Annotated in this window: 21 protein-coding genes and 2 tRNA genes; 1 reads left to right on the forward strand and 22 read right to left on the reverse strand. The window is 52.7% G+C overall.

The features are described from left to right. Window position 1 precedes the first annotated feature (1 nt). The 22 genes from ACLJRE_RS14005 to ACLJRE_RS14110 form a co-directional block, all read right to left on the reverse strand. Window positions 2–77, reverse strand: a tRNA-Val gene (locus ACLJRE_RS14005). 137 nt (window positions 78–214) lie between these two features. Beyond that, a tRNA-Lys gene (locus tag ACLJRE_RS14010) sits at window positions 215–290 on the reverse strand. A gap of 164 nt (window positions 291–454) precedes the next feature. After that, window positions 455–1243, reverse strand: a complete 789-nt coding sequence (gene cpoB, locus ACLJRE_RS14015) for a cell division protein CpoB (protein WP_001528827.1) — start codon at window positions 1241–1243, stop codon at window positions 455–457. 9 nt (window positions 1244–1252) lie between these two features. After that, window positions 1253–1777 carry a peptidoglycan-associated lipoprotein Pal gene (gene pal / locus ACLJRE_RS14020; protein WP_001176621.1) on the reverse strand — a complete coding sequence of 175 codons (525 nt, stop codon included), beginning with the start codon at window positions 1775–1777 and terminating at the stop codon, window positions 1253–1255. 34 nt (window positions 1778–1811) lie between these two features. Next, entirely contained in the window at window positions 1812–3104 is a 1293-nt protein-coding gene (tolB, locus tag ACLJRE_RS14025) for a Tol-Pal system beta propeller repeat protein TolB (RefSeq protein WP_001562341.1), read from the reverse strand. A 123-nt stretch (window positions 3105–3227) separates the two neighbouring features. Then, entirely contained in the window at window positions 3228–4355 is a 1128-nt protein-coding gene (gene tolA / locus ACLJRE_RS14030; protein WP_410957418.1) for a cell envelope integrity protein TolA, read from the reverse strand. Between the two features lie 64 nt (window positions 4356–4419). Beyond that, a complete protein-coding gene (gene tolR / locus ACLJRE_RS14035) occupies window positions 4420–4848 on the reverse strand; it encodes a colicin uptake protein TolR (protein ID WP_000124676.1) in 429 nt (142 codons plus the stop codon). A 3-nt stretch (window positions 4849–4851) separates the two neighbouring features. After that, window positions 4852–5544, reverse strand: coding sequence for a Tol-Pal system protein TolQ (gene tolQ, locus ACLJRE_RS14040; RefSeq protein ID WP_000131318.1), 693 nt, complete (start codon window positions 5542–5544; stop codon window positions 4852–4854). Beyond that, window positions 5541–5945, reverse strand: coding sequence for a tol-pal system-associated acyl-CoA thioesterase (ybgC, locus tag ACLJRE_RS14045; RefSeq protein WP_001046240.1), 405 nt, complete (start codon window positions 5943–5945; stop codon window positions 5541–5543). Before ybgC ends, tolQ begins: the two co-directional genes overlap by 4 nt. 228 nt (window positions 5946–6173) lie before the next feature. After that, window positions 6174–6467, reverse strand: coding sequence for a cyd operon protein YbgE (gene ybgE / locus ACLJRE_RS14050; protein WP_000148790.1), 294 nt, complete (start codon window positions 6465–6467; stop codon window positions 6174–6176). Then, window positions 6467–6580: a cytochrome bd-I oxidase subunit CydX gene (cydX, locus tag ACLJRE_RS14055; protein ID WP_000270278.1), complete on the reverse strand. Its 114-nt coding sequence runs from the start codon at window positions 6578–6580 to the stop codon at window positions 6467–6469. Before cydX ends, ybgE begins: the two co-directional genes overlap by 1 nt. 14 nt (window positions 6581–6594) lie before the next feature. Then, window positions 6595–7734 (reverse strand): cytochrome d ubiquinol oxidase subunit II, encoded by a 1140-nt coding sequence (gene cydB / locus ACLJRE_RS14060; protein WP_000568258.1) that lies wholly within the window; start codon window positions 7732–7734, stop codon window positions 6595–6597. A 15-nt stretch (window positions 7735–7749) separates the two neighbouring features. Next, complete coding sequence (cydA, locus tag ACLJRE_RS14065; RefSeq protein ID WP_000884369.1) at window positions 7750–9318, reverse strand: cytochrome ubiquinol oxidase subunit I; 1569 nt, start codon at window positions 9316–9318, stop codon at window positions 7750–7752. 1580 nt (window positions 9319–10898) lie between these two features. Then, complete coding sequence (gene sucD, locus ACLJRE_RS14070; protein ID WP_000114631.1) at window positions 10899–11768, reverse strand: succinate--CoA ligase subunit alpha; 870 nt, start codon at window positions 11766–11768, stop codon at window positions 10899–10901. Continuing rightward, complete coding sequence (gene sucC, locus ACLJRE_RS14075; protein WP_001048590.1) at window positions 11768–12934, reverse strand: ADP-forming succinate--CoA ligase subunit beta; 1167 nt, start codon at window positions 12932–12934, stop codon at window positions 11768–11770. The genes sucD and sucC overlap by 1 nt, the downstream gene beginning before the upstream one ends. A gap of 141 nt (window positions 12935–13075) precedes the next feature. Further along, window positions 13076–14284: a 2-oxoglutarate dehydrogenase complex dihydrolipoyllysine-residue succinyltransferase gene (gene odhB, locus ACLJRE_RS14080; RefSeq protein WP_410957419.1), complete on the reverse strand. Its 1209-nt coding sequence runs from the start codon at window positions 14282–14284 to the stop codon at window positions 13076–13078. 14 nt (window positions 14285–14298) lie between these two features. Further along, window positions 14299–17100, reverse strand: coding sequence for a 2-oxoglutarate dehydrogenase E1 component (sucA, locus tag ACLJRE_RS14085; RefSeq protein WP_001181500.1), 2802 nt, complete (start codon window positions 17098–17100; stop codon window positions 14299–14301). A 525-nt stretch (window positions 17101–17625) separates the two neighbouring features. After that, window positions 17626–18342: a succinate dehydrogenase iron-sulfur subunit SdhB gene (sdhB, locus tag ACLJRE_RS14090; protein WP_001537859.1), complete on the reverse strand. Its 717-nt coding sequence runs from the start codon at window positions 18340–18342 to the stop codon at window positions 17626–17628. 16 nt (window positions 18343–18358) lie between these two features. After that, window positions 18359–20125, reverse strand: coding sequence for a succinate dehydrogenase flavoprotein subunit (gene sdhA, locus ACLJRE_RS14095; protein ID WP_000775561.1), 1767 nt, complete (start codon window positions 20123–20125; stop codon window positions 18359–18361). Continuing rightward, entirely contained in the window at window positions 20125–20472 is a 348-nt protein-coding gene (gene sdhD, locus ACLJRE_RS14100; RefSeq protein WP_000254356.1) for a succinate dehydrogenase membrane anchor subunit, read from the reverse strand. Before sdhD ends, sdhA begins: the two co-directional genes overlap by 1 nt. Then, entirely contained in the window at window positions 20466–20870 is a 405-nt protein-coding gene (sdhC, locus tag ACLJRE_RS14105) for a succinate dehydrogenase cytochrome b556 subunit (protein ID WP_410957420.1), read from the reverse strand. The genes sdhD and sdhC overlap by 7 nt, the downstream gene beginning before the upstream one ends. A gap of 393 nt (window positions 20871–21263) precedes the next feature. Then, complete coding sequence (locus ACLJRE_RS14110; RefSeq protein ID WP_001539488.1) at window positions 21264–21509, reverse strand: hypothetical protein; 246 nt, start codon at window positions 21507–21509, stop codon at window positions 21264–21266. A 100-nt stretch (window positions 21510–21609) separates the two neighbouring features. Here ACLJRE_RS14110 and ACLJRE_RS14115 point away from each other — a divergent pair, with 100 nt between their 5' ends. Continuing rightward, window positions 21610–22893: a citrate synthase gene (locus ACLJRE_RS14115; protein WP_000785811.1), complete on the forward strand. Its 1284-nt coding sequence runs from the start codon at window positions 21610–21612 to the stop codon at window positions 22891–22893. Window positions 22894–23019 lie beyond the last annotated feature (126 nt).

Genomic DNA, 23019 nt, shown 5'->3' on the forward strand with positions numbered 1-23019 from the left:
GTGGTGGGTGATGACGGGATCGAACCGCCGACCCCCTCCTTGTAAGGGAGGTGCTCTCCCAGCTGAGCTAATCACCCGATACTACGCTGGATATTACTGACTAACCGAAGTTAGTGGTGGGTTGTGCAGGATGACTCGGCTTTGCCTCGCCCTACGGCGCCGTTGCTGATGCAACGTTATCCTTCACGTTTTATTCTCGTTTCCACCGAACGATTGGTGGGTCGTGCAGGATTCGAACCTGCGACCAATTGATTAAAAGTCAACTGCTCTACCAACTGAGCTAACGACCCACTTTTACGTTGCTTTCGAGTTGTTTAATATCCCGTGGCAACGGCGGCATATATTACTGATTTCAGATTTGAGCGCAACAAAAATTTCGACGCAGGGGGCTCAACTGCTTAGGAATCGCACGACGCGACCAGAAAAAAGGCGTTTTCTGGTCGCATGGTACGCATTACATCGCGTTAAGGCGCTTTTGCGCCTGTTTCGCGCCATCAGTGCCAGGATATTTGTTAATCACCTGCTGATAAACCGCTTTCGCTTTTGCCGTATCACCTTTGTCCTGCATGATAACGCCAACTTTGTACATCGCGTCCGCAGCCTTCGGCGACTTAGGATAGTTTTTTACTACCGAGGCGAAATAATAGGCGGCATCATCTTTTTTACCCTTGTTGTAATTCAACTGGCCCAGCCAGTAATTGGCGTTCGGCTGATAAGTAGAATCAGGGTATTTCTTGATGAAGTTCTGAAACGCCACAATCGCATCATCCTGGCGAGACTTATCCTGCACCAGCGCAATTGCCGCATTGTAATCGGTATTCGCATCGCCACTTTGTACCGGCGCCCCTGAGGTTGCCATACCGGCATCCGGAGCGGAGGTCGCAGCGGTTGCCGCCCCACTCTGGTCACCAGCTGCTGGCTGCGCTGCGCCGCCATTATTTAAGCTCCCCAGCTGCAGCATAATTTGCTTCTGGCGTTCCATCACCTGATTCAGTTGATACTGATTTTCCTGGATTTGGCCGCGCAAAGAATCGATATCGGACTGATTATCGGAGAGCTGCTGCTGAAGTTGGGTTAAAAGCTGGCTGTGAGCGTTAGAGATACGCTCAAGTTGAGTGACGCGGTCTTCGACCGAGCCTGAGCCGACACTACTGATTGGCGCCTGAGCAAAAGCGGCCCAGGGGGCCGCTATGCCAACCAGTAACGACAGACTCAACAGGTGATGTCTGAAGTTACTGCTCATGCAATTCTCTTAGTAAACCAGTACAGCGCGACGGTTCTTAGCGTAAGCCGCTTCGTCGTGGCCCAGTACGGCAGGTTTTTCTTTACCGTAAGAAACGATGGAGATCTGGTCAGCGGAAACACCTTTACCCTGCAGGTACATTTTAACGGCGTTAGCACGACGTTCGCCCAGGGAGATGTTGTATTCAGGCGTACCACGTTCGTCCGCGTGACCTTCTACGGTGACTTTGTAAGACGGGTTGCTACGCAGGAAGTTAGCGTGCGCATCCAGCATTGCCGCGAAGTCAGAACGGATATCGTACTTGTCGAGATCGAAGTAAACGATGTTGTTCTGCTGCAGCTGCTGCATCTGCAGACGCGCTTGCTCTTCAGATGACATGTTGCCGTTGCCGTTAGCGTCCATACCAGTGCCGGCGCCGTTCAGCATGCCGCCTTCGCTACCGTCATTGCTGGCGTTCTTGTTGGAAGAACATGCCGCGATTGCCATAACAGGCAGGGCAATCATCAGGCCCTTCAGCACTTTGTTCAGTTGCATTTCTTTAATTCCTTTAGTAATCAATTAATTATTATCACAGATACGGCGACCAGGCAGGCGATTTCACCTGACCATCAGTTGCCGGAAGACGCGCTTTGAAACGCCCATCTGTAGAAACCAAATTCAGCACAGATCCCATCCCCTGAGAAGAGCTGTAGATTACCATCGTGCCGTTAGGTGCCAGACTTGGCGTTTCATCCAGGAACGTTGACGACAGAACCTGTACGCCACCCGTCACCAGATCTTGTTTGGCAATGTGCTGCTGCCCGTTATTTGAGCTTACCATTACCATAAATTTACCGTCGCTGCTGACATCCGCATCCTGGTTTTGCGAACCTTCCCAGGTAATACGCTGCGCCGCACCGCCGTTAATGTTCATTTTATACACTTGCGGACGTCCAGCCTGGTCAGAGGTAAAGGCCAGAGTCTGGCTGTCCGGGAACCAGGTCGGCTCCGTATTGTTGCTACGCCCGTCCGTTATCTGACGAATCTGGCCGGAGGCGAGATCCATAACGTACAGGTTCAGACTTCCGGTTTTCGATAACGCGAACGCCAGTTTCGTCCCATCCGGCGAGAAGGCCGGCGCGCCGTTGTGACGCGGGAAGGACGCAACCTGACGCACTGCGCCGTTTGCCAGCGTCTGGATAACCAGCGCGGAGCGACCGCTTTCAAATGTCACGTAAGCCAGTTTTGAGCCGTCCGGAGACCACGCCGGAGACATCAACGGCTGCGGAGAACGGTGCACCACAAACTGATTGTAACCATCGTAATCCGACACACGCAGTTCATACGGGAACTGACCGCCGTTAGTCTGTACCACATAGGCGATACGAGTACGGAACGCGCCCTTAATGCCCGTCAGTTTTTCAAAGACTTCGTCACTGGCGGTATGGCCTGCATAACGCAGCCACTGCTTGTTCACTTTATAAGAGTTTTGCGCCAGTACAGTCCCCGGCGCACCTCCAGTGTCAACCAGCTGATAAGCAACATTGTAGGAACCGTCCGGATTCGGCGTGACCTGTCCAACGACGACGGCATCAATACCCAGCGCAGACCATGCGGTAGGCTGAACTTCCTGAGCGGTGGCTGGCTGCTGCGGCAGTCGGGACCGGTCTAACGGATTAAATTTACCGCTGTTGCGTAAATCAGCCGCCACGATGCCGCCGATATCTTCAGGCGCAGCGCCCGGCCCGGCCCATTTAAAAGGCACAACGCCAATCGGTCGCGCCGAGTCCACCCCTTGGGTGATCTCGATACGGACTTCTGCGTGCAGCACCGCCGCCCACAGCATCAGAAAACCAAATGCTACTCGTAATGCCTGCTTCATCATATCTCCCATACCTGGGCCTGCGACCCACGATAATTTAGCAGAATGTTAACAAACTCAAATACACAAAACCACCAGGACCAGTAACAACTCAACTGCTCCAACTTCCATAAAGAAAAGTATCTACAGTTTAAAGTCTAGTTTGGCATCCTTTATTTTCTCATAAACAGCCTGGCTTGGCGGTTTAGGAATTTTCGCGGTTTTTGCCGCCATTAACGCCGCCTGACAAAGCGCCGGATCGCCGCCCTCAGACGTAATGCTTTTTAATGAGCCATCCGGCGCCAGGCTAATATGCAAGACACATTGTTTGCCCTGATACAGGCTCGCATCATACAGACGGCTCTGAATGGCGACCTGAATCTGTTTCGCGTAGGCGCTGATATCAGCGCCTGTCGTCCCACCGTTAGCGCCCGATGTACCGCTATCTTTCGATGGCTGACCATTCCCTTTCGCGCCGCCGCCGGTTTTCGGCGCATTCTTACCCGAGCTGAGATCGCCAAGCAGATCGTCGACGCCTTCTGCGGCGGCCGCTTTTTCGGCAGCCGCTTTCTTCTTAGCGTCCGCCGCTGCTTTCGCCGCCTCGGCATCCGCTTTCTTCTTCGCCTCCGCCGCCGCTTTCGCCGCCTCGGCATCCGCTTTCTTCTTCGCCTCCGCCGCCGCTTTCGCCGCCTCGGCCTCCGCTTTCTTCTTCGCCTCCGCCGCCGCTTTCGCCGCTTCGGCCTCTGCTTTCTTCTTCGCATCCGCCGCCGCTTTCGCCGCTTCGGCCTCTGCTTTCTTCTTCGCGTCCGCCGCCGCTTTCGCCGCCTCGGCCTCCGCTTTTTTCTTCGCGTCCGCCGCCACTTTCGCCGCTTCTTCGGCCTGTTGCTGTTGTGCCAGTTTTGCCGCTTCTTCAGCCTGCTTTTGCTGCTCCTGAGCCGCTAAACGTTCTTTCTCAAGTTGTTTCAACCGCTCCTGTTCGGCAGCCTGCTTCTGCTGCAGCTCCTCTGCTTGCTGCTGTTGCAGCTTTTTACGCTCTTCTTCCGCGCGTCTGGCGCTGGCCTGTTGATCCTGCTGACGGTTGTACTGCTGCACAACGGCGCCAGGATCGACCATCACCGCGTCGATAGCGGAACCGCCGCCGCCGCCGGCAGAAGCCTCTATATGCTCATCAAACGAACTCCAGATCAGCACTGCAAATAAGATGATATGCAGCACGGCTGAAATAATTATCGCCCGTTTGAGCTTGTCGTTTTGTTCGGTTGCCTTTGACACTCTCGGTTCCCAAAAAACTGTTCGCCTGTTACTCGCCGTCTTTCAAGCCAACGGGACGCAGACTTCAGATTGGCTGCGTCATTAAGCCAACCGATTTTACGCCCGCGCTGTGTAACAAGTTCAGCGCTTTAATTATTTCATCGTACGGCACCTCTTTCGCGCCGCCGATTAAAAAGACTGTTTTCGGATTAGCCTGCAGATGACGCTTTACTTCTGCGATCACCTGTTCAGACGGCAGTTGATCCATTCGATCTTTATCAACCACTACGCTGTATTGCCCTACTCCGGAAACCTCAATAATGACCGGTGGATCGTCGTTACTACTGACCGCTTGCGACTGATTCGCCTCCGGCAAGTCGACCTCCACGCTCTGGGTAATGATCGGCGCGGTTGCCATAAAGATCAGCAGCAGCACCAACAGTACGTCGAGCAGCGGTACAATATTGATTTCGGACTTAAGTTCGCGACGACCTCGTCCACGCGTTCTGGCCATGGCTTACCCCTTGTTGCTTTCGCTTACGGTAAACGCCTGGCGGTGCAGAATCGCGGTGAACTCTTCCATAAAGTTGTCGTAATTCAGTTCCAGCTTGTTCACGCGCTGATTCAGTCGGTTGTAAGCCATAACCGCAGGGATGGCGGCAAACAAACCAATCGCCGTGGCAATCAATGCTTCGGCAATACCCGGCGCAACCATTTGCAGAGTCGCCTGTTTCACCGCGCCCAGGGCGATAAACGCATGCATAATCCCCCATACGGTGCCAAACAGACCGATATAAGGACTGATAGAGCCTACCGTGCCAAGAAACGGGATATGCGTTTCCAGCGTTTCCAGCTCTCGGTTCATGGAGATGCGCATCGCACGCGACGCCCCCTCTACCACGGCCTCCGGTGCATGGCTGTTGGCGCGATGGAGCCGGACAAACTCTTTGAACCCGCTATAAAAGATTTGTTCCGAGCCCGACAGACTATCGCGTCTCCCCTGGCTTTCCTGGTACAGACGCGATAGTTCGATTCCGGACCAGAATTTATCTTCAAACGCTTCCGCCTCACGCGCAGCGGCGTTCAGGATACGCGTTCGCTGGATAATGATGGCCCAAGATGCTATTGAAAAACCAATCAAAATCAACATGATAAGTTTAACCAGAAGGCTTGCCTTCAGGAACAAATCAAGGATATTCATGTCAGTCACTGCTTAAACTCCGCGACAATAGACTTAGGAAGCGCACGAGGCTTCATTTTGAGTGGATCAACGCAAACAATCAGAACCTCTGCTTCATTTAGCAGCGTGTTCTCTGCGTTGACAATGCGTTGCGTGAAAACCAAAGCGGTGCCACGCATTGACGTAATTTCTGTTTGAACTTCAAGCATATCGTCGAGCCGCGCAGGCGCATAGTATTCCAGCGTCATCTTGCGCACCACAAAGGCGACCCGCTCCGCCAGCAGCACCTGTTGGCTGAAGTGATGGTGACGCAGCATCTCCGTGCGCGCTCTTTCATAAAAAGCGACATAGCTGGCGTGATAAACCACACCGCCGGCGTCCGTGTCTTCGTAATAAACTCGAATTGGCCATCGAAACATATACTTATTCATCCCTGCAGCCTCTTTGTTGGCGTCATCCGCTTGCCGCCGTAATGCCTCAAGAATGCCGTTGTATATCGCCTTGTATTCACTTTACATCCCGGTAATGCAACAAAAGTAGAGCTTTTAAACGTTGCTACTATACGCGCGGGAATGAGGCTTGGGAATGGGGGGAAGTTAAGGGAGAGTAAAAATATATGGGCTTATGCAAGCCCCTATATTTTTAAGGAGGTTTCTTATTCACAAGAAGAAGAAAATCAGGCCAACGATAAGGACGATATCCGCAAGGAGCGGACAAAAAATCCCTTGCCAGTGTACGGATTCAGGGCGAAAACCCACGCCGTGGATTATGCCTGCGCAAACCGCCCACATCAGCAGTAATCCGTGCCAGATTTCAAGCGTGCTGGTCCTGGCGGCAAACCGTGACGGGTCCCAGAACATACATCCTGCCAGCACTATCGCCATCACGAAGGAAAGCGCCCTTAACGGGCGCTTGTCCATTACCGCATACAGTTTTGCGATAATATGGGTCATTAGCTTTCTTCTTGACCGGTTTTACCCGCTTCAACGTGCTCAAGCGCCAGGGCGGTAATGATCCCGAATGCACAGGCAAGAAGCGTTCCCAGAATCCATGCGAAATACCACATTTTAAGCTCCTTACTTAGTACAGAGAGTGGGTGTTGCTTTCAATATGTTCTTTAGTGATACGACCGAACATTTTCCAGTAACACCAGCTGGTGTAGATCAGAATGATCGGTACGAACACCGCCGCAACCCAGGTCATCAGGTTCAGCGTCATCTGGCTGGATGTCGCATCCCACATGGTCAGACTGGCATTCATCATCGTGCTGGACGGCATCACAAACGGGAACATAGCGATACCCGCCGTCAGAATAATGCAGGCCAACGTCAGCGAAGAGAACAGGAATGCCCACGCGCCTTTCTCCATACGGGAAGTCAGGATAGTCAGCAGCGGCAGAACCACGCCCAGAGCCGGAACCAACCACAGGATCGGAGCATTATTAAAGTTCACCAGCCAGGCGCCAGCTTCACGCGCCACTTCTTTAGTCAGCGGGTTAGAGGCGGCATGATGGTCAATCGCGGATGTCACGACATAACCATCAATACCATACATTACCCAAACGCCCGCCAGCGCAAAGCACACTAATGTCACCAGCGCCGCAATCTGCGAGGTGGCGCGCGCGCGCAGGTGCAGTTCGCCAACGGTGCGCATTTGCAGGTAAGTCGCCCCCTGCGTGATGATCATCCCTACGCTTACGATACCCGCCAGCAGACCAAACGGGTTCAGCAACTGGAAGAAGTTACCGGTGTAGTACAGACGCAGATACTCATCTACATGGAACGGTACGCCCTGCAACAGGTTGCCAAAGGCCACGCCAATCACCAGCGGCGGCACAAAGCTACCGATGAACACGCCCCAGTCCCACATGTTGCGCCAGCGCGGGTCTTCAATCTTGGAACGGTAATCAAAACCGACCGGACGGAAGAACAAAGACGCCAGCACCAGGATCATCGCCACATAGAAACCGGAGAACGCCGCAGCGTAAACCATCGGCCAGGCAGCAAACAACGCACCGCCCGCGGTGATCAACCACACCTGGTTACCGTCCCAGTGTGGGGCGATAGAGTTAATCATAATTCGACGTTCGGTGTCGTTACGACCGAGGAAACGGGTGAGCATCCCCACCCCCATGTCGAACCCATCGGTGACAGCGAAACCAATTAGCAAAATGCCAACCAGCAGCCACCAGATAAAACGTAGTACTTCATAATCGATCATTTGACGACTCCTGTCTTAGCGTGCCGGCTGAGAAGTCACGGTGGACTGCTCAAAGTGATAGCGACCGGTTTTCAGGCTGCTTGGGCCAAGGCGTGCAAATTTGAACATCAGGAACAATTCTGCCACCAGGAACAGGGTATACAGGCCGCAAATCAGGAACATGGAGAACAGCAGATCGCCCACGGTCAGCGATGAGTTCGCCACGGCTGTCGGCAACACTTCGCCGATCGCCCACGGCTGACGACCATATTCGGCGACGAACCAACCTGCTTCAACCGCAATCCACGGCAGTGGAATACCGTACAGCGCCGCGCGCAACAGCCATTTTTTCTCACCGATGCGGTTACGAATCACGCTCCAGAAGGAAAGTGCGATGATCGCCAGCAGCAGGAAGCCGCACGCCACCATGATACGGAAAGCGAAGTACAGCGGCGCAACGCGAGGAATGGAATCTTTCGTCGCTTGCTGGATCTGCGCTTCGGTCGCGTCAGTCACATTAGGCGTATAGCGTTTCAGCAGCAGGCCGTAACCGAGATCTTTCTTCATGCTGTTAAACTGGTCGCGAACGGCCTGGTCGGTAGAACCGGCGCGCAGCTGCTCCAGCAGTTCATAGGCTTTCATCCCGTTACGGATACGCTCTTCATGCTGAACCATGAGATCTTTCAGGCCAATAACCGGCGTGTCCACGGAACGCGTAGCGATAATGCCGAGCGCATAAGGGATCTGAATCGCCAGATGGTTTTCCTGTTTGTCCTGGTCAGGAATACCGAACAGGGTAAAGGAGGCCGGAGCAGGTTGCGTTTCCCATTCGGCTTCAATCGCAGCGAGCTTGGTTTTCTGCACGTCGCCCATTTCGTAACCGGATTCGTCGCCGAGTACGATAACGGACAGTACGGCAGCCATACCGAAGCTGGCGGCAATAGCAAAGGAGCGTTTAGCAAAGGCGAAGTCACGACCTTTCAGCATGTAGTAAGCGCTGATACCGAGGATGAACATCGCGCCGGTGACATAGCCGGACGCCACAGTGTGAACAAATTTCACCTGTGCTACCGGGTTCAGCACCAGTTCAGAGAAGCTCACCATTTCCATACGCATGGTTTCGAAATTGAAATCCGCAGCGATTGGGTTTTGCATCCAGCCGTTCGCTACCAGAATCCACAACGCGGAGAGGTTGGACCCCAGAGCCACCAGCCAGGTGACGCACATATGCTGAACTTTACTCAGACGATCCCAGCCGAAGAAGAACAGACCTACAAAGGTGGATTCGAGGAAGAAGGCCATCAAACCTTCGATGGCCAGCGGCGCACCGAAGATGTCCCCAACATAGTGGGAGTAGTACGACCAGTTTGTCCCGAACTGGAACTCCATGGTCAAACCGGTAGCCACACCCAGAGCAAAGTTGATACCAAACAACTTGCCCCAGAACTTGGTCATATCTTTATAAATCTGTTTGCCGGAAAGGACGTATACCGTTTCCATAATGGCCAGCAGGAACGCCATACCGAGCGTTAGCGGCACAAACAGGAAGTGGTACATCGCGGTCAAGGCAAACTGTAAGCGCGACAGTTCGACTATATCTAACATCATGACTCCTTGCTCATCGCATGAAGACTCCGAGAGTGAACCCCGTTAGAAAGGGTCACACGCATGCCCCAATACAAATTTATTTGCGGCCTTCCATCGTACTATCCCCTCGGGAAGGAAACAGTAATGATGAAAGGTTACAAACATGTTAATAAAAAACCCAAATTGATCCCGCAAATATATTACGCCGTAAAACCCTTACAATAAACAGGTTTTTAGTGGGTCAGATTTGCTTTTTTCGACAGCGATCAATTTATGGCTAATCTATCGCTTTTCAGGGAATTTGATCACGGACAATTTAACCAGTTTTGATGCTCTTTTCCAACATTTAAATATTGATTAAAATCAATTTTTGAAGTTAATGTTAATAATGTTTATTCATTGAATGCATGGTGAATTTTTTGTTAACTTTTTGTTTTTGCAAAGAGTAATTTCAAACCCCCTGTAAAAAGAGGCTTATTCGGTAAGGCTAAACATTTTGTGCGTTTTTTACTGCCCCTCATCCAGTAAAAAACATTCCACATTGATGTTCAATTATTGCTAAATAGCTCACAGATTTTTTCTGTAGGTTATCAACACTTATTATTTTATACATTTAGTCTATTTTTATTTTACTTATAATTAACACCGCAAAGAAACTATCTCATTGCACACGCGCCATCATCCCACCGGGATTACCCTGCCCCAACTTCCCTTTCCCGACGACTAACGGCCAGGATCATCTTGCCAGGTTATCGCCTTAATTATCGCTAATAAGCTTTCCAGATAACCAGAAACAAACATTTTATTCGCTACTTTTTTTATTTCAATAACACCGTATTTACCTCTCTATAATTATTATAGCGAAGATTCTGTTATCACCTTCACAGATTCACCCTCAATTTCTACGTCACTCATAGTGATAATTCTGTTTATTCGCAGCCATAAATACCCTTTAAACATGATTAATCACGAACGAATAGTGTCAATAAGTTCTTAATAATTTTTAAAGTTAACCTCTTTTAACCAGCAAAAGTTCATATAATTTATTAAACGATATCTTTAATACTTCATGGAAATAATGTCGGTACTCTTATGATTAAAATAGCTGTTTTATTCTGCCATTAAACAAGCAGTCTGTGTAAGCGCGATACATCTGAGGAGACATGTAGTTCGCGCTCAGGCAAACATGCGCGGCCACAGAGTCAAGCGTCAATTTACTATAGAGGTTAGCGTCAACATAGTGTAATGCTGCGATGCGTTTTTTTCATGGCGGAAAGCGCATAATCCGTCTCCAGTGAGGTCGGCAGGTCTTTCACTAAGACAGCATCTGTATTTGCTGAAAAAGAGTTAACCAGCAAACTGAGTAAATTTACTGCCGCTGCCAGACGGTTATTATCAATTATTTTTAGACTCCACCATGTTTTTTTAATGAGGCATCATTTTCCTATAGTTCAATATTTACAAAGCCAATAATTTTATATCCCGGATGCTTCACCCGTACTTTGCCACAAACAATAAAGCCATAAAAAAGGCCACCGTAAAGGTGGCCAACCATGTCGAAAACGGACATTTATCTGTTCCCGCAGGAACAGCGAGTTTTATTTTATAATTGCTTTCAGCGCTTCGCCGATATCGGCCAGGCTGCGAACGGTTTTCACGCCCGCGGCTTCCAGCGCGGCGAATTTTTCATCCGCAGTGCCTTTACCACCGGCAATGATGGCGCCAGCGTGGCCCATGCGCTTGCCTTTCGGCGCGGTAACACCCGCGATATAGCCAACAACCGGCTTGGTCACGTGGTCTTTAATATAAGCCGCCGCTTCTTCTTCTGCGCTACCGCCGATCTCGCCGATCATCACGATCGCTTCAGTCTGCGGATCTTCCTGGAACAGCTTCAGGATGTCGATGAAGTTAGAGCCCGGAATCGGGTCGCCGCCGATACCCACGCAGGTGGACTGGCCGAAACCGTAGTCGGTGGTCTGCTTAACCGCTTCATAGGTCAGCGTGCCGGAACGGGAAACGATACCCACTTTACCCGGCTTATGAATGTGACCCGGCATGATGCCGATTTTGCATTCGCCCGGGGTGATCACACCTGGGCAGTTCGGGCCGATCATGCGTACGCCCGCTTCGTCCAGCTTCACTTTCACGGTCAGCATATCCAGCGTCGGAATACCTTCGGTGATGGTGATAATCAGTTTGATGCCTGCGTCGATCGCTTCCAGAATGGAGTCTTTGCAGAACGGCGCCGGCACGTAGATAACGGATGCGGTCGCACCGGTAGCTTCTACCGCTTCGCGCACGGTGTTGAACACCGGCAGACCCAGATGCGTGGTGCCGCCTTTGCCCGGCGTTACGCCGCCGACCATCTGCGTACCGTAAGCAATCGCCTGTTCGGAGTGGAAAGTCCCCTGGCTACCGGTGAAGCCCTGGCAGATAACCTTGGTATCTTTATTAATTAAAACGGACATTATTTCCCCTCCACTGCGGCAACAACCTGCTGAGCTGCATCCGTCAGACTTTTCGCTGCAATAATATTCAGGCCACTGTCAGCCAGTTTCTTCGCGCCGAGTTCAGCGTTGTTGCCTTCCAGACGCACCACCACCGGAACGTTAACGCCCACTTCTTCCACCGCGCCGATGATACCGTCGGCAATCAGGTCACAACGGACGATACCGCCGAAGATGTTAACCAGAACCGCTTTCACGTTGTCATCCGAGAGGATGATTTTAAACGCTTCGGTGACGCGCTCTTTGGTTGCGCCGCCGCCCACGTCAAGGAAGTTAGCCGGTTCGCCGCCATGCAGCTTAACGATGTCCATGGTGCCCATCGCCAGGCCCGCGCCGTTCACCATGCAACCGATGTTGCCGTCCAGCGCGACGTAGTTCAGTTCCCACTGCGCCGCCTGCGCTTCACGCGGATCTTCCTGAGACTGGTCACGCATTTCACGCAGATCCGGCTGGCGGAACAGCGCGTTGCCGTCAGCGCCCAGCTTGCCGTCGAGGCAAATCAGATCGCCCTGCTTAGTGATCACCAGCGGATTAATTTCGATTAGCGCCAGGTCGCGCTCAAGGAAAATGGTTGCCAGGCCCATAAAGATTTTGGTGAACTGCTGCACCAGTTTACCTTCCAGACCCAGTTTGAACGCCAGTTCCCGTCCCTGATACGGCATCGGGCCGGTCAGCGGATCGAGCGCGACTTTATGGATCAGATGCGGGGTTTCCTCCGCAACTTTTTCGATCTCTACGCCACCTTCGGTAGACGCCATAAAGACCACGCGACGAGAACTACGGTCAACCACCGCGCCGAGGTACAGTTCTTTGCCGATGTCGGTCGCCGCTTCAACCAGAATCTGGTTTACCGGTTGGCCATTAGCGTCTGTTTGGTAGGTCACCAGACGTTTGCCCAGCCAGTTTTCCGCAAAGGCGCGAATCTCTTCTTTGCTTTTTACTACCTTCACACCGCCCGCTTTGCCGCGGCCGCCAGCGTGAACCTGACATTTCACTACCCACGGGCCGGCGCCGATTTTAGACGCGGCTTCTTCGGCTTCACGCGGAGTAGTACAGGCATAACCCACCGGCGCCGGTAAGCCATAGCGGGCAAAAAGTTGTTTTGCCTGATATTCATGTAAGTTCATGTGTTCTGTCCATCCTTCAGGTAATCGTTATCTTTAGACCTGTAGGCCTGAAAGCTGCGCGCCATCAGGCATTACACCATCGCCGGATGGCGGCGTGAACGCCTTGTCCGGCCTACAGGTAGCAGGTGATGCTCTTGCTGACTACACGTCCAACAGCAGACGGGTCGGATCTTCCAGCAACTCTTTGATGGTGACCAGGAAGCCCACGGATTCGCGACCATCGATCAGGCGATGATCGTAAGAGAGCGCCAGGTACATCATCGGCAGGATTTCTACCTTGCCATCCACCGCCATCGGCCTGTCTTTAATAGCATGCATTCCCAGAATCGCGCTCTGCGGCGGGTTGATGATCGGGGTAGACATCAGCGAACCGAATACGCCGCCGTTGGTAATGGTAAAGTTACCGCCGGTCAGGTCTTCTACGGTCAGCTTGCCGTCGCGGCCTTTGACAGCCAGTTCTTTAATTTTTTTCTCAATGTCAGCCATGCCCAGCGTATCCACGTCACGCAGGACCGGCGTGACCAGGCCGCGCGGCGTAGACACCGCCATGCTCACATCAAAGTAGTTGTGATACACCACGTCATCGCCGTCGATAGAGGCGTTCACTTCCGGATAACGCTTCAGCGCTTCCACTACCGCTTTCACGTAGAAGGACATAAAGCCCAGGCGGATACCATGACGTTTTTCAAACACTTCGCCATACTGCTTACGCAAATCCATAATCGGCTTCATGTTGACTTCATTGAAGGTCGTCAGCATGGCGGTGGAATTTTTCGCTTCCAGCAGACGCTCGGCCACGCGCTTACGCAGGCGGGTCATTGGCACGCGTTTTTCGCCGCGCGCGCCCAGAGCGGGTTGTGCTGCAGGTTCAACAGCGGGTGCTTTAGACTCGCCTTTCGCCAGATGTTTTTCCACATCTTCACGGGTCAGACGCCCACCCACACCAGTGCCTTTAATGGCGCTGGCTTCCAGATTGTGTTCAGCCAGCAGGCGACGGATCGCCGGGCTGAGCGCATCGTTGTTTTGTTCTTCCAGCGACGCCTGCTGGCGCTGTGCCGGCGTAGACGCTTTCTCTTTAGATTTCGCGCTGGTCTCTTTACCCGCGCTGTTGCCTTCACGCAGGCGACCCAGGATCTGGCGAGAGGTGACAGTCGTCCCCTCCTCTTCCAGAACCGCATCCAGAATGCCGTCCGCTGATGCCGGTACTTCCAGTACCACTTTGTCAGTTTCGATTTCTACCAGCACTTCGTCACGAACAACCGCATCGCCCGGTTTTTTATGCCAGGTGGCGACGGTCGCGTCCGCTACGGACTCAGGCAGGTCGGGAACAAGAATATCTACGCTACTCATTATTTATCCTTTATTTAATCGACGTTCAGCGCGTCATTAACCAGATCTTGTTGCTGTTTCTGGTGAACGGACATATACCCTACCGCCGGAGAGGCGGAGGCCGGGCGACCTGCATAACGCAGAGCGGCCCCAAACGGAATCACTTCACGGAAATGATGCTGACTGCAGTACCATGCGCCCTGGTTGAGCGGCTCTTCCTGGCACCAGACAAAATCATGGACGTGAGCGTATGGTTGCAGCGCTTCCTGCACCGCTTTATGCGGGAACGGATAGAGCTGTTCGATGCGCACGATAGCGACATCTTTCTGGTCGTTTTTGCGCCGTTGTTCCAGCAGGTCGTAATAAACCTTACCAGAACACATTACCACGCGTTTTACGGCTTTAGGGTCCAGCTCGTCAATTTCGCCAATGGCCGGCTGGAAGGAACCGTTCGCCAGTTCATCAAGCGTGGAAACCGCCAGCGGGTGACGCAGCAGCGATTTCGGCGACATCACCACCAGCGGACGACGCATCCCGCGCAGCGCCTGACGGCGCAGCATATGGTAGACCTGCGCCGGGGTGGACGGCACGCAAACCTGCATATTCTGCTCGGCGCAAAGTTGCAGATAACGTTCCAGACGCGCGGAGGAGTGCTCCGGCCCCTGCCCTTCATAGCCATGCGGCAACAGCATCACCAGACCGCACATCCGGCCCCATTTCTGCTCGCCGGAGGAGATGAACTGGTCAATCACTACCTGCGCGCCGTTGGCAAAATCGCCAAACTGCGCTTCCCAGATAGTCAGGGTACGTGGTTCCGCCGTGGCATAACCGTATTCAAAAGCCAGTACCGCTTCTTCAGACAGCACGGAGTCCCAGACTTTAAACTGTCCCTGACCGCTGTGAATATGCTGCAACGGCGTATACGTTGAGCCGTTCGTCTGGTTGTGGATCACCGCATGACGATGGAAGAAGGTGCCGCGACCGGAGTCTTCCCCGGACAGGCGCACCGGAATGCCTTCATCGACCAGCGTGGCGTAAGCCAGATTTTCCGCGCCGCCCCAGTCAAACAATTTCTCGCCTGCCGCCATTGCCTGACGGTCGCCATAAATTTTCGCCACGCGAGACTGCATTTCAATGGCTTCCGGCACGGTGCTGATACGTTTTGCCAGCTCCTGCAGGCGCTTCATTTCTACCTTGTTCGGGTATGCTTCATCCCATTCGTGGTTTAGATACGGCGACCAGGTGAACGAGTGCATATTCATCGGACGCCACTCTTTCACCACGCATTCGCCTGCATCCAGCGCATCGCGATAGAGGTTGACCATTTCGGTGGCATCTTCCAGCGTTGCGACCTTATCAGCTTCCAGTTTGTCGGCATAGATTTTACGCGGCGTCGGATGCTTTTTGATTTTCTGGTACATCAGCGGCTGGGTTGCGCTTGGCTCGTCGGCTTCGTTGTGGCCGTGACGGCGGTAGCACACCAGATCGATGAACACATCGCGTTTAAAGGTATTACGGAAGTCCAGCGCCAGACGGGTCACAAAAGCTACGGCTTCCGGATCGTCCGCATTGACATGGAAAATCGGCGCCTGGACCATTTTACCGATATCGGTGCAGTAAGGCGTTGAACGCGCATCCAGTGGGTTAGAGGTGGTGAAACCCACCTGGTTGTTGATAACGATACGTACCGTACCGCCCACTTCGTAACCGCGCGCTTTCGACATGTTCAGGGTTTCCTGAACCACGCCCTGGCCGGTCACCGCGGCGTCGCCGTGAATAGTGATCGGCAACACTTTGTTGCTGCTCGGTTCGTCCAGTCTGTCCAGACGGGCGCGCACGGAGCCCATCACCACCGGGCTCACAATTTCCAGATGCGATGGGTTAAACGCCAGCGCCAGGTGAACCAGACCGCCTTCGGTTTCGATATCTGACGAGAAGCCCATGTGATACTTCACGTCGCCGGTACCCAGATGTTCTTTATGCTTACCGGCAAATTCGTCGAACAGATCCTGCGGTTTTTTACCCAGTACGTTGATCAGCACGTTCAGGCGACCGCGGTGCGCCATCCCCAGCACCACTTCGCGAGTGCCGCTGTTACCCGCATGGCGAACCATCTCTTTCAGCATGGGTATCAGCGCATCTCCCCCCTCGAGCGAGAAACGTTTCGCACCCGGGAATTTGGCACCCAGATAACGTTCCAGCCCTTCAGCGGCGGTCAGCTCGTTCAGGAAGCGTTTTTTCTCGTCAGCGCTAAAGGCCGCGCGACCGGATTCGATGCGCTGTTGGATCCAGCGTTTCTCTTCGGTGCTGGTGATGTGCATATACTCAGCGCCAATCGGGCCGCAGTAGGTCTGTTTGAGCGCGTCGAGCAGCTCGCCCAGCTTCATCGTCTCTTTGCCGCTGGCAAAGGAGCCGACATTGAAGGTTTCCTGGAAATCGGCCTCGGTCAAATCATGGAAAGAAGGATCCAGATCCGCCACGCGTTCTTGTTTCCACAGTCCCAGCGGATCGAGGTTTGCATGCTGATGGCCACGGAAACGATAAGCGTTGATAAGCTGCAGGACTTTAACCTGCTTCACATTGGTGTCAGGGTCGGAAATCGTAGAAGAGTGACGTGAGCCAGCCAACGCCTGCCGCCGGAAATATTCACGTGTTTTTGAATGGAGTTGATCCGGTTTGACTCCGGTACCAGGTAACTGCTGGAACGTCAAACGCCAGTTAGCGTCTACCGAGTCAGGATCGGTTAAGAAGTCTTCATAGAGCTGTTCTATCCAGCTCTGATTCGAACCAGAGAGGTAAGAAGAGTCCAACCAGGCTTTCAAAGCGCTGTTCTGCATCGTGATCCCTTAAGCATCTTTTCTGCTTATTTAATACTCTAAATAGGTCACGTTTCAGGAAGGCGGCAAGCTTGCGAATCCCTGGGAGCTTACATCCAGTAAGTGACCGGGGTGAGCAAGTGCAGCCAACGCACATGCAACGTGATCTATGACGAGTATTTCGCCGTGGATACTAACCACGCATACGCTGTATGCGTGCCGGGGTTCACTTGTTGCGGACTGTCGTGTCATCTGCGTCCGCTAAGGAACCTTTAAAAACTGTCTAATAATCTTCGCTGTTCAGGCTACGACTGCGTTGCGGCCTTCGCTCACTCCGGTCACATAGTTAACTATGCTCCCGAAGATTCGTTCAGACCGCGCCTTGTCTCGCTCTGAACATCTCGATTATTACTAATCATATGGCAGTTTTTAGAGGTTTCCTGCACTTCTATTGCCCGATGGCGCCTGGCTTATCAGGCCTACAGAATACGTAACCCGTAGGCCGGATAAGACGGTACGTCGCCATCCGGCAACCACTACAACTACTTACGCACTACGCTGCAACAGCATCGACTTAATATGGCCGATAGCGCGCGTCGGGTTCAGTCCCTTAGGACATACACTGACGCAGTTCATAATGCTGTGACAGCGGAATACGCTGAATGCATCGCTCATCCCTTCCAGACGACTGTCGGTCTCGGTATCACGACTATCGATCAGGAATCGATACGCCGCGAGCAGCCCCGCCGGACCGATAAACTTATCCGGGTTCCACCAGAATGACGGGCAGGATGTTGAGCAACAGGCGCAAAGAATACATTCATACAGCCCATCGAGTTTTTCACGCTGCTCCGGCATCTGCAGATGCTCACGAGCCGGTGGATTTTGCCCATTATTCAATAAGTAAGGCTTAATCTTCTCATATTGTGCGTAGAATTGCCCCATGTCTACCACCAAATCGCGGATCACCGGCAAACCGGGTAGCGGGCGAATCACAATCTTCTTACCCGGCTGAGTCAGCGCCGAAATAGGGGTAATACAGGCCAGACCATTCTTACCGTTCATATTCAAACCATCAGAACCACACACGCCTTCGCGGCAGGAACGGCGGAAAGAAAGGCTTGGATCTTTTTCTTTAAGCTGGATTAACGCATCCAGCAGCATCATGTCACGCCCTTCTTCGCCTTCCAGGGTGTAGTCCTGCATACGCGGAGCGTTATCGACATCCGGGTTATAACGATAAATCGAAAATTCGAGTTTCATCATCCTGTCTCCGCAATTAATAAGTACGAATCTTCGGCGGGAACGCCGGACGCAGTTTCGGTTCCATATTGACGCTTCGGCGCGTCATGGATTCCGTTTGCGGTTGATACAGGGTATGACACAACCAGTTGGCATCATCACGCTCCGGGAAATCGAAGCGGCTATGCGCGCCGCGGCTTTCCGTTCGGAAGTTGGCTGATACGGCAGTGGCGTAGGCAGTTTCCATCAGGTTATCCAGCTCCAGACACTCAACACGCTGGGTATTAAACTCGCTGGACGTGTCATCCAGACGGGCGTTTTTCAGACGCTCGCGGATCACTTTCAACTGCTCAAGCCCTTTCGCCATCGCGTCGCCTTCACGGAATACGGAGAAGTTATGCTGCATACACTCCTGCAACGCTTTGCGGATAGCCACCGGATCTTCGCCATTGCGGTTATTGTTCCAGCGATTCAGGCGCTCCAGAGAACCTTCAACGTCAGACTCGCTGGCGTCGCGCAGCACGCCCTGCTCGGCGATGGATTCCTGTAAATGCAGCCCCGCCGCACGGCCAAAGACCACCAGATCCAGCAGTGAGTTACCGCCCAGACGGTTGGCGCCGTGAACCGATACACAGGCGATTTCGCCTACCGCAAACAGCCCCGGAATCACCACATCTTCGCCCTGCTCGTTCACGGTCAGCGCCTGACCGGTCACTTTAGTCGGAATACCGCCCATCATGTAGTGGCAGGTCGGGATAACCGGAATCGGCTCTTTCACCGGGTCAACGTGGGCGAATGTGCGGGACAGCTCCAGGATACCCGGCAGGCGAGATTCCAGCACCTCTTTACCCAGGTGATCCAGTTTCAGTTTAGCGTGCGGCCCCCACGGACCATCACAGCCGCGACCTTCACGGATTTCGATCATGATGGAACGCGCCACCACGTCACGACCCGCCAGGTCTTTGGCGTTCGGCGCATAACGCTCCATAAAGCGCTCGCCGTGTTTGTTCAGCAGGTAACCGCCTTCGCCGCGGCAGCCTTCTGTCACCAGCACGCCCGCCCCGGCGATACCGGTCGGGTGGAACTGCCACATTTCCATGTCCTGCACCGGGACACCGGCACGCAGCGCCATACCGACACCGTCACCGGTATTGATATGAGCGTTGGTGGTGGACTGGTAGATACGGCCTGCGCCGCCGGTCGCCAGCACCGTCGCGCGGGCTTTGAAGTACACCACTTCACCGGTTTCGATGCACAGTGCGGTACACCCCACCACCGCGCCATCCTGGTTTTTCACCAGATCCAGCGCATACCATTCGGAGAAAATCGTGGTGTGGTTTTTCAAATTCTGTTGATACAGCGTATGTAGCAAGGCGTGACCGGTACGGTCAGCCGCTGCCGCGGTACGTGCCGCCTGCTCGCCGCCAAAGTTTTTCGACTGGCCGCCGAACGGGCGCTGATAGATACGTCCATCATCAAGACGGGAGAACGGTAGCCCCATGTGCTCCAGTTCCAGAATCGCTTCCGGTCCGGTCTTACACATATATTCGATGGCATCCTGGTCACCAATGTAGTCCGACCCCTTAACGGTGTCGTACATGTGCCATTCCCAGTTATCTTCATGGGTATTGCCGAGCGCCACGGTGATACCGCCCTGCGCGGAAACGGTATGGGAACGGGTCGGGAAGACTTTCGAGAGCAGCGCACAGGTTTGGCCGCTTTGGGAAATTTGCAGCGCCGCGCGCATACCTGCGCCACCGGCACCAATCACAACAGCATCAAATTCTCTGACTGGCAGTTTCATTACACACCCCACACCACAACAAATCCATAGATGACGTAAACCACCAGCGCAACAACAATAACGAGTTGCAGTATCAGACGCACTGCCAGTGGTTTAACGTAGTCGGTTAACACCTGCCACATGCCGATCCAGGCATGAATCAAGATGGAAAAAAGCGCCAGCAGGGTGAAGACTTTGGTGAAGGCCGATGAGAAGAAACCGGTCCAGGCTTCAAAGGTCAGTTCGCCGCTCGTGGCGAAAAAACCCACCATGTAGATGATGTATAACGTCAGAACGATAGCGGTAGCACGGACCAGGATGAAGTCATGTACGCCATTGCGTCCTAATGCGGAGGCGTTGCTTACCATACGAGGACTCCTGCGAGAAGTGAAAGCACGACAGTGATAACAAAAGAGATTTTGGCAAAGCGTTGACCCGCTTCGAATGTTTCTTCCAGATAGCCAAAATCCATTAACATGTGACGAATTCCCACGATGACGTGATACGCCAGCGCGGTAAGGATGCCCCACATGATAAATTTAACGATGAAGCCGTCCATAATGTCGGCGGCCTGCTGGAATCCTTCCGGAGAAGAGAGGCTGGTGCCCAGTAGCCACAGTAGTATGCCGACTGCGATGAAAGTAATCACACCGGATACGCGATGGAGAATGGACGCTATCGCTGTGATGGGGAACCGAATCGTTTGTAGATCCAGATTGACAGGTCTTTGTTTTTTCACATTTCTTATCATGAATAACGCCCACATGCTGTTCTTATTATTCCCTTAAGACTTCGGTTACAGAGGTGAACCTACCTGTAGCCAGAAAGACGACGGGATTTCCTTCCTCCGGTCTGCGTGCGGGTCAGACAGCGTCCTTTCTATAACTGCGCGTCATGTAAAACACTGCTTCCAGTAGCTAAAACGACACGTTACAACGCTGGGTGGCTCGGGATTGCAGGGTATTCCGGAGACCTGGCGGCAGTATAGGACGTTCACAAAATCATTACAATTAACCTACATATAGTTTGTCAGGTTTTATCCTGAACAGTGACACAGGTCACGATAACAACATTTTTTTAATTTTCAATCATCTGATTTGACAAACATTAAACAAAATTGTTACAAACGACACCAGAAAAAGCATATAATGCGTAAAAGTTATGGGGTCACTCTTTCACCTGTTAATAAGTTATGCAACAGTACAATGATATTGACCCATTCTTTCAGGACAGTTATTAGTGATAGACAGGTTACATTACTCGGATTGCTACGTTCCTGATTTGCTGCTAATTCGAAATTAATCAATCCGTTACCTGCAAGCGCCCATTGCTCTGTACCCAGGTCATCCCCTCTTTCACAGAGCGGCGAGCCAAATAACAAACTGGTAACGGTTGATTGATGCATACACAGAATCTTCCCTGCACTAACGACAGGGAAGATGACGTGGAGAAGGCAAGTCTGAGTTCCGGCAGTCTTAAGCAATAAGGCGCTAAGGAGACCGTAAATGGCTGATACAAAGGCAAAAATCACCCTTACTGGTGACACTGCTATTGAACTGGATGTGCTAAAAGGTACACTCGGTCAAGATGTTATTGATATTCGTAGTCTCGGTTCAAAAGGAGTTTTTACTTTTGACCCTGGTTTCACCTCTACCGCATCCTGCGAATCTAAAATCACCTTCATCGACGGCGACGAAGGCATTTTGTTGCATCGCGGTTTCCCGATTGACCAGCTTGCTACCGATTCCAACTATCTGGAAGTCTGTTACATCCTGCTGTACGGCGAAAAACCGACGCAGGAAGAGTATGACGAGTTCAGAACGACAGTCACCCGCCATACGATGATCCATGAGCAAATCACTCGCCTGTTCCATGCTTTCCGTCGCGACTCACATCCGATGGCGGTAATGTGCGGGATCACTGGCGCGCTGGCGGCGTTCTACCACGACTCGCTGGATGTGAACAATCCGCGCCACCGTGAAATCGCGGCGTTCCGCCTGCTGTCCAAAATGCCGACCATGGCGGCGATGTGTTACAAATATTCCATCGGTCAGCCGTTTGTTTATCCGCGCAACGACCTTTCCTACGCCGGTAACTTCCTGAACATGATGTTCTCCACGCCGTGTGAAACCTATGAAGTGAATCCGGTACTGGAGCGCGCGATGGACCGTATTCTGATCCTGCACGCTGACCATGAGCAGAACGCCTCTACGTCAACGGTACGTACCGCAGGTTCAAGCGGCGCCAACCCGTTCGCCTGCATTGCCGCCGGGATCGCCTCCCTGTGGGGACCCGCGCACGGCGGCGCCAACGAAGCCGCGCTGAAAATGCTGGAAGAAATCAGCTCTGTTAAACACATTCCGGAATTTGTTCGCCGTGCGAAAGACAAGAATGATTCTTTCCGCCTGATGGGCTTCGGTCACCGTGTTTACAAAAACTACGATCCGCGCGCCACCGTGATGCGTGAAACCTGCCATGAAGTGCTGAAAGAGCTGGGCACCAAAGACGATCTGCTGGAAGTGGCGATGGAGCTTGAGCACATTGCGCTCAACGACCCGTACTTCATCGAGAAGAAACTGTACCCGAACGTAGACTTCTACTCCGGCATCATTCTGAAAGCGATGGGCATTCCGTCCTCCATGTTCACCGTGATCTTCGCCATGGCGCGTACCGTTGGCTGGATTGCACACTGGAATGAAATGCACACTGACGGCATGAAAATCGCCCGTCCTCGTCAGCTGTATACCGGCTACGATAAACGCGACTTTAAATCGGCGCTGAAGCGTTAATTGACAACCGGATGGCGACGCAACCCTCGCCATCCGTTACATTTTCCCTTTTTTCTTATCCTCATTATTTTATTCTTACCCCGTTACTCTCTATGATTAATTAAGGTTTCGCTAAATATCATTCAG

This window comes from Salmonella sp. SAL04157, from assembly GCF_046551635.1.
Lineage (GTDB): Bacteria > Pseudomonadota > Gammaproteobacteria > Enterobacterales > Enterobacteriaceae > Salmonella > Salmonella enterica.